Origin of the sequence: Vibrio sp. M260118, from assembly GCF_036533755.1 — a bacterium.
In the GTDB taxonomy this organism is placed as follows: domain Bacteria; phylum Pseudomonadota; class Gammaproteobacteria; order Enterobacterales; family Vibrionaceae; genus Vibrio.
On sequence record NZ_JATABG010000338.1, the window covers coordinates 1 to 3,777 of the forward strand.

Below are 3,777 nucleotides of genomic sequence, written 5' to 3' on the forward strand. Positions count from 1 at the left end.
TGCAAGCCCTAACGTTGTACACCAGCACGTAGAGCTAAAACGGGGAGCGAGACGTAATGTTGGCGTGTTTAACCTTACCATCGCAACCGCGGTTGCTTTCCATGCCGTACTGCATTTCCCGCCAGTAATTGGCATGATGATGGGCCTAGCTTACCTACAATTCTTTGGCTTCTTCTTACGTAAGACTCTAAAAACGTCTCTGCATAAAAAGTCTCTGATCGCGATAGAAAACAGAGACGATCTGGCGTTAAAGCGCCTTGGTTCTGTGGTGCCATTTGATGTGTTTAGACGAGTATCCCATGCCGAGTGGGACACGCTACTGTTTTTCTACGGCGTAGTAATGTGTGTCGGCGGTTTAAGCCTACTCGGGTATCTCGGAATGATTTCTGAGGTGATGTATACCCAGTGGGATCCAATGTGGGCCAACGTTATGGTCGGTATTCTATCGGCTATTGTCGATAATATTCCAGTGATGTTTGCTGTACTAACCATGGAGCCTACGATGAGCATGGGTAACTGGTTGCTCGTCACCCTAACTGCGGGAGTTGGCGGCAGTCTACTGTCGATTGGATCGGCTGCTGGGGTAGCTTTGATGGGAGCAGCTCACGGCAAGTACACCTTCTTTGGCCACCTCAAGTGGATGCCAGTCATTGCTATCGGTTATGCGGCGAGTATTGCTGTGCACATCATGATAAATAGCTCGTTGTTTACTTAGATAGTGAATTAGACGAATCTGTTTGCGAAGGATCAAAGTCTCTTTTTTGCCAAGTAGAAGAGAGTTGATACTTCGCACAGATGCTGCAAGTCAACAGCTCTTGCTCACCATGGATGCGCATCACAATGTCTTCACGTTTCTCTTTGGAACTATTGCGCATCTGGATCGTCAAGTAGTTGTCCTCTACAGTAAATGGTTTGGTTAATCCTTCCGCTTGTTCACGGTTGAACGTAACTTGACCATCTTTAAACTCAAGCAGATCACCATTGTAGTAATTCTCATAGACGCCGTTAAACTGAAAGGTTTCTTGATTGAGCATTCGTTGCGCTTTTTCTTCCGAACAACCAAGCAGAACAGCGACGACACTGACTAGTAATATCGTTCTAACCGCTTGCCACTTAACCATTCAACTAATCCCTCTGTTCAAGCTCCAACAGTTTGGCTTTGGTTTCTACACCGCCTGCATAACCCGTCAACTTACCGCTTTTTCCAATCACTCTATGACACGGCACAATCACTGACACTGGGTTTTTGCCATTGGCTAATCCAACGGCCCTAACGGCTTTTGGATTGCCAATCGCGTTGGCCAAATCTTGGTAACTCCAGGTTTCACCATATGGAATGGTCGTTAAAGCGTGCCAAACCTTATTTTGAAACTCTGTCCCTATGGCGGAAACAGGCAAATCAAACGTTTTACGCTGCCCGGAAAAATACTCTTCTAACTGTTTGATTGCTTGAGTAAGTATAGGATCGTTTTCCACATATTGACCGAGTATTTCTGGCTTGGTGGTGTGAATTTCAAACCAAGCGCCAAGCAGCCCTTGCTCATCCGCTTGTAGCGTCATTTCACCAAAAGGTGACGGGTAATAGGTGTATCTTTTAGTCATGAATGACTCCAGCAATGAAATGTGGCGTAGCTTCCCCAAGGAGAGGCATTCTCTGCCGACAAATAAGTAAAATTGCCCAGCGCTTTCTTAACCACTAAATCGCCTTCAAGAAAACAGTTTGGCTCAGACAATCCACGTAAGCGCGCATAATTAACGGTCCATGGACCAATCCCTTTTAGTGCTAACCAGTTGTCAACTGGCTCGTCAGCATGCTCAACCATATAGTGGGCAAAGCGAGTAAGCGTCTCCTTACGGCTTTGCGGCATGCGTAAAAAGCTCAAGTCAGCTTGGGCAACTTCATCTGGTAGAGGAAAGTGCGTCACGCCTTCTGGCTGTAGCGTATTCACTAACAGGTTCAATTGTCCAATCGCCGCTTTTACCGATACTTGCTGACCTAAAATCGCCCTAACGCCCGCTTCCCAAGCACTCCAAACTCCCGGTATCCTAATTCCTGAGCGTTTAACTAGTAACGGCTCTATAGCCTTGAGATGCACCTCAATCTGTAACACATCACTATCTAAATCGAACATCCGCCGTATCTGATTGACCAAACTGCGCAATAATGACATATCCGCCAGACTAAAGGTCACACGCATAATACCCGGCTTAGGGTTACTTATCGCAAACCACCCCGCCTTACCATCGAATTCAAAGTAGCGTTGATAGCTCTCATCGCTCACCGTCTCTAGCCCTTGAATGGCTCTTAGACGATAAAAAGCTAGCATATGTTGCCAATCAAGTGGACCACGAAATGCAAGCTCAATATGGTTTGATTCCGTGTTAGAAGAAGCCGACTTGCGAACTTGAGACGGGGTTAGCTTGATCACCTGTTTAAATGCATCATTGAAGCGACGCACGCTATTAAAACCACTTGCAAGTGCAACATCAGTGATCGATAAACTGCTGGTATGCAAGAGTTGCTTGGCGAACATGAGTTGATAGTAGAGCGCATACTGCTTAGGCGACATTCCAAGGTATTGATTAAAGAGCTTACGCAAATAACGATCACTGATGCCCAAACGTTCTGATAGCTCAAGCAATGAACTATGCTGTAAGGCACCTTGCTCAATAAGCTTTATTGCCCTTTGAAAAGTGACTTCCACTCCTTTCCACGCCCACGAGCTCGGCGCGCTGTCGGGTCTGCAACGAAGGCAAGGACGATAACCCGCCTGAAGCGCTTGAGCTTTGTCGAAGTAATACTCTACGTTGTCTTCTTTTGGTAGGTTGGCCGGACAAATCGGACGACAAAAGATGCGCGTCGTTTTTACGGCAACATAGAATCGGCCATCAAAACGACTATCGCGCGCCATTCTTGCCTTGTGGCAATCTTTTTGCGTTAAAGAGTTCACTCGGTTCAAAATACCATTTTCCAATAATGCTCAATTCGTTAGCTAAAGTTTAAATCCTCCCCCGCAGAATACTAGCCATTTTCGGAACCGTATCGAGTTGCCAACTGTTTATATTCTTCTAAAGTTAGTTATGCGGACTAAAAAATAATAAGGAAGTTGGCTATGAATCTGCATTCTTGCACTATTGTGCTCAATGATGACCTCACTATGACGTGTGATAATGTCGAACAAACACTAAACATTATCGATCAGCACGGACCTAACAATATTAACCGAATATTGATTGACACCTTCGATGGGAACTCAATTCGAAGCTATCACGAGTTGAGCATAGAGGAGTCCATAGAGAGCTTAATGAGCCTATAAATGAAAACGCCTCGAGTTACCGAGGCGTTTGTCTATACCAATCCTATTCATCATCAACCGGCAGTTCGACCATTTGCTGTAAACTGTACGCGGTGACTGGGTCTATCGTCTTAACCAACTCTTCAACCTGCTTAATCGCTTCGATAGACGTACTCGCCTTACGATAGCTAAGATAGATAGGTCGTTGCCAATCTTCCACGCCTTCAACTTTAAACAACTGATTTGAAGCTAAGAACGGCTCGACTAACGAGGCGGGTAAGTAAGCGCTGCCACCCTTTTCTAAAATGAAGTCGAGCGCGATACGCGCCGTTGATGTTCTTAAGTATGGCGCCGGAATCTTAGGGTGACGCTCAGCATGTTCAGAAGCGAACTTAGTTCCCCAATCAACATAGACATACTTATCTTCAAACGCGGACTCCAGCTCAAGAGGTTGAGTCGATACCAAAAACAGCACCACATC

The 3,777-nt window shown here is 45.8% G+C and carries 5 protein-coding genes and 1 pseudogene; 2 read left to right on the plus strand and 4 right to left on the minus strand.

Going from position 1 to position 3,777, the window contains the following annotated elements; genetic code table 11:
- On the plus strand, positions 1-715 hold a 715-nt coding region (gene nhaD / locus QTO00_RS16225; RefSeq protein WP_331425720.1), incomplete at its 5' end, for a sodium:proton antiporter NhaD.
- On the opposite strand, the gene QTO00_RS16230 is transcribed toward nhaD, so the two are convergent.
- From QTO00_RS16230 to QTO00_RS16240, 3 genes are read right to left on the minus strand one after another with little or no spacing between them, the layout of a single operon-like run.
- The gene (locus tag QTO00_RS16230) at positions 708-1,121 is read right to left on the minus strand and encodes a hypothetical protein (protein ID WP_331425721.1); all 414 of its coding nucleotides are present in this window, start codon (positions 1,119-1,121) and stop codon (positions 708-710) included. The two genes, nhaD and QTO00_RS16230, sit on opposite strands and share 8 nt — an antisense overlap.
- Positions 1,122-1,125: 4 nt before the next feature.
- Positions 1,126-1,602, minus strand: a complete 477-nt coding sequence (locus tag QTO00_RS16235) for a methylated-DNA--[protein]-cysteine S-methyltransferase (RefSeq protein ID WP_331425722.1) — start codon at positions 1,600-1,602, stop codon at positions 1,126-1,128.
- A complete protein-coding gene (locus QTO00_RS16240; RefSeq protein WP_331425723.1) occupies positions 1,599-2,975 on the minus strand; it encodes a DNA-3-methyladenine glycosylase 2 family protein in 1,377 nt (458 codons plus the stop codon). Before QTO00_RS16240 ends, QTO00_RS16235 begins: the two co-directional genes overlap by 4 nt.
- Positions 2,976-3,113: 138 nt before the next feature.
- Between QTO00_RS16240 and QTO00_RS16245 the strand changes: the two genes are divergently transcribed.
- On the plus strand, positions 3,114-3,317 hold the full coding sequence (locus QTO00_RS16245) for a hypothetical protein (protein ID WP_331425724.1): 204 nt from the start codon (positions 3,114-3,116) through the stop codon (positions 3,315-3,317).
- A 43-nt stretch (positions 3,318-3,360) separates the two neighbouring features.
- Here QTO00_RS16245 and QTO00_RS16250 read toward each other — a convergent pair.
- Positions 3,361-3,777: pseudogene (locus QTO00_RS16250) on the minus strand (LysR family transcriptional regulator); the annotation flags it as partial.